The organism is Acidimicrobiales bacterium, from assembly GCA_036399815.1.
In the GTDB taxonomy this organism is placed as follows: domain Bacteria; phylum Actinomycetota; class Acidimicrobiia; order Acidimicrobiales; family DASWMK01; genus DASWMK01.
The window spans coordinates 1-3188 of sequence record DASWMK010000194.1 but is presented as its reverse complement, the minus strand read 5'-3'; the positions used below and the strand labels follow the sequence as shown (position 1 = coordinate 3188).

3 protein-coding genes are annotated in these 3188 nt (G+C 74.3%); 2 read left to right on the top strand and 1 reads right to left on the bottom strand.

Annotation, left to right across the window (positions count from 1 at the left end; all coding sequences use genetic code 11):
* Positions 1 to 190: 190 nt before the first annotated feature.
* Positions 191 to 1525: a Calx-beta domain-containing protein gene (locus VGB14_14505; GenBank protein ID HEX9994136.1), complete on the top strand. Its 1335-nt coding sequence runs from the start codon at positions 191 to 193 to the stop codon at positions 1523 to 1525.
* Between the two features lie 87 nt (positions 1526 to 1612).
* Positions 1613 to 2992, top strand: coding sequence for a Calx-beta domain-containing protein (locus VGB14_14500; protein ID HEX9994135.1), 1380 nt, complete (start codon positions 1613 to 1615; stop codon positions 2990 to 2992).
* A gap of 72 nt (positions 2993 to 3064) precedes the next feature.
* On the opposite strand, the gene VGB14_14495 is transcribed toward VGB14_14500, so the two are convergent.
* The coding region (locus tag VGB14_14495) for an integrase core domain-containing protein (protein HEX9994134.1) at positions 3065 to 3188 on the bottom strand (124 nt) is incomplete at its 5' end.

The following is a 3188-nucleotide window of genomic DNA, read 5'->3' as shown; positions in this document are numbered from 1 at the left end:
GGACGGCGCGGCGGCGGCCCGCCTGGCCACGCTGGCCGGCGACGCCGGCCGGCGGGCGCACCTGGTCGCCCTCGGGGCGGCGATGGCCGCCGCCTACCGGGTGCCCGACCCCGGCCCGCTGCTCGCCTGGTGGGAGGCCCGCCTGCCCTGACGCCTCCAGGCCCCGGCGGCCGGCGCCGATGGGTGGCGCATGCGACGGTGGACGGCGACGGCGGTGGCCCTGGTGCTCGCCGCGGGCCCGGTGGCGGCAGGGACGGAGACGGCGGGTGCGGCAGCGGACCGGGGCGTGACCGTCCCCGGCCCGACGTGGGTGACGGCGGCGCCGCGGGCGGGCGCGCCGGCGCCGCGGGTGGCGCCGCCGGCCGAGCCGGCGCCACAGCCGAGGGGCGCGCCGGCCCGGTTCTCGCTGTCGTTCGGGTCCTCCGTGCCCACCTCGGTCCGCACCGCCGTCCAGGCGGCCGCCGACCTGTGGTCGCCCTACCTCGCCTCCCCGGTGCCGGTCACCGTGAGCGTCGCGTGGTCGCCGCTCGGCGCCGGGGTGCTCGGCTACGGCGGGACGCCGACCCTCAGCCGGGACTTCACCGGCGCCCCGATCGGCAACACCTTCTACCCGGCGGCCCTCGCCAACGCCCTCCACGGCGCCGACCTGTATCCCGCCTCGCCGGACGTGACCCTCACCCTCAACAGCAGCTTCGGGGCCTGGTACACGGGGACAGGCGGCACCCCGCCGTCGAGCACCGTCGACCTCGTCACCGTCGCCATGCACGAGATCGGCCACGGGCTCGGGTTCCTGGCCTCGCTCGAGGTCACCGGCGGGGTGGGCCGGTGGGGCTTCGGCTACGGGTCGCCGACGGCCTACGACCGGACCGTCCAGAACGGCGCCGGCCAGACCCTGGTGGCCTCGTTCGCCAACGGCTCCTCGGCCCTCGCCACCCAGTTGACCAGCACCGCCGTCTACCAGGGCGGATACTGGGCGGTGACGGCGGCGAGGGGCGTGCGGCCCCGGCTGTGGGCGCCGTCGACGTGGAGCGGGTCGAGCATCGACCACCTGAGCGAGGGCACCTACCCGGCGTCGGACCCGCATGCGCTGATGACCCCGACCATCGCCTACGGCGAGGTCCACCACGCCCCCGGCACGATCGCCCTCGGCATCCTCCGCGACAGCGGCTGGACGGTGAACGTGCCCCTCGGCGCAGGCGCGGTGATCGGCAACCGGTCGGTGACCGAGGGCGACGGCGGGACCCTCACCATGAGCTTCACGGTGAGCTTGAGCCTGCTGCCCGCCGGCCCGGTCAGCGTGCGGTGGGCGACGGCCGACGGCTCGGCGACGGCCCCGGGCGACTACCGGGCGGCCTCGGGGACGGCCACGTTCGCGGCCGGCCAGGCGTCGCGCACGGTGGCGGTCACCGTCGTCGGCGACGTCGCCGCCGAGGCCGACGAGACGTTCACGGTCCGCCTGTCGGACCCCGTCCACCTCCGCCTGGTGGACGCGTCCGGCCTCGGGACGATCGTCGACGACGACTGAACCGCGTATCCGGAGACGGCGACAGCGCTCCGTCCATTGCGTACTATGTCGGCGGCCCCATCCGCGGGCCTTCCTGGGAGGGAACCAATGAATCACTCGCGTTCCGGCGCGCCCCGTCGCGCCGGGCGGATCGCGGCCGGCCTGGCCGTCGCCGCTCTGCTGTCCACGCTCGTCGCGCTGCTACCGGCCGCGGGCGCCGGCGCGGCCGCCGGGCCGCGCATCGTCCGGAGCTTCCCCGGTGGGGCGACCCCCGTCCGGGCCGGCTACAGCGCCACGACCCCGGCCCCGGTGCGGGCCGCGTCGACGGCGAGCGCGGCGCCCCGCACGGCCACGATCCAGGTGACCTACAACGGCTTCTCGGCCCAGGCCCAGGCCGCGTTCCAGGCCGCCGTGGACATCTGGGAGGCGAACATCACCTCGCCGAAGGTCATCCACGTCACCGCCAACTGGACGCCGCTCGGCACCGGCGTGCTCGGGTCGGCCGGCCCGAACGCCTTCTACCTGCTGAGCGACAACCACGTGTACCCGGCGGCCCTCGCCGAGGCCCTCTGCAACTGCGAGGGCAACGTGGCCACCGAGATCAGCGCCAACTTCAACAGCGCGTTCTCGGCCTGGTACCTCGGCACCGACGGCAACACGCCGTCCAACCAGTACGACTTCATGACCGTCGTGCTCCACGAGCTCGGCCACGGCCTCGGCTTCCTCAGCAGCTTCGGCGTCTCCGGGACCCAGGGCGGCTGGGGCTTCACCGACGGCACGAACGTCTACCCGCTCAACTACGACCTCGGCGAGTGGTCGGCGCTGACCGGTGGGAACCAGCTCACCAACACGAGCGTGTACCCGAACCCGTCCTCGGCGCTGAAGACCCAGCTCACCGACGGCACCGTGTACTTCGGCGGCGCCAACGTCGTGGCGGCCAACGGCGGGGCCAGGGCCAAGCTCTACGCCCCGAACCCGTGGCAGGGCGGCTCCAGCAACTCGCACTTCGACGAGGCCGCCTTCCCGCCCGGGACCCCGAACGGCAACGCGCTGATGACGCCGATCCTGAACAACGGCGAGGTCGTCCACGTGCCCGGCGCGCTCACGCTCGCCCTGTTCAAGGACATCGGCTGGACGACCGGAGGCGGCTCCACGCCGTCCATCGCCATCGGCAACCGCAGCGCCGCCGAGGGCACCGGCACGAACACCACGTTCAAGTTCCGGGTGACGCTCTCCGCGGCCGCGGCCGGCACGGTCACCGTGCAGTACGCGACCGCCCCCGGCACGGCCACGGCCGGCAGCGACTACACCCACCGCACCGGCACGGTGACCTTCCCGGCCGGCGTGACGACGAGGAACGTCACCGTCACGGTCATCGGCGACAGCTCCGTCGAGCCGAACGAGACGTTCAACGTGAACCTCAGCAACCCGGTCGGCGCCACCATCGCCGACAACCAGGGCCGGGGCACGATCCAGAACGACGACTGACCCGGACGGCGACCGGGCGCCCGCGGATCGCGGGCGCCCGGTCCCCGACCGGCGCCTAGGTGTACTCGGCCATCAGGTTGGTGACAGTCGGCTGATCGGTGGTTTGCCTCCGATGGCGCTGTGGCGGCGTCGAGTGTTGTACGTCTCGAGCCATGGTGCGAGGGCGGCGGCGCGGTGGCTGTTGGTCGTGAAGACC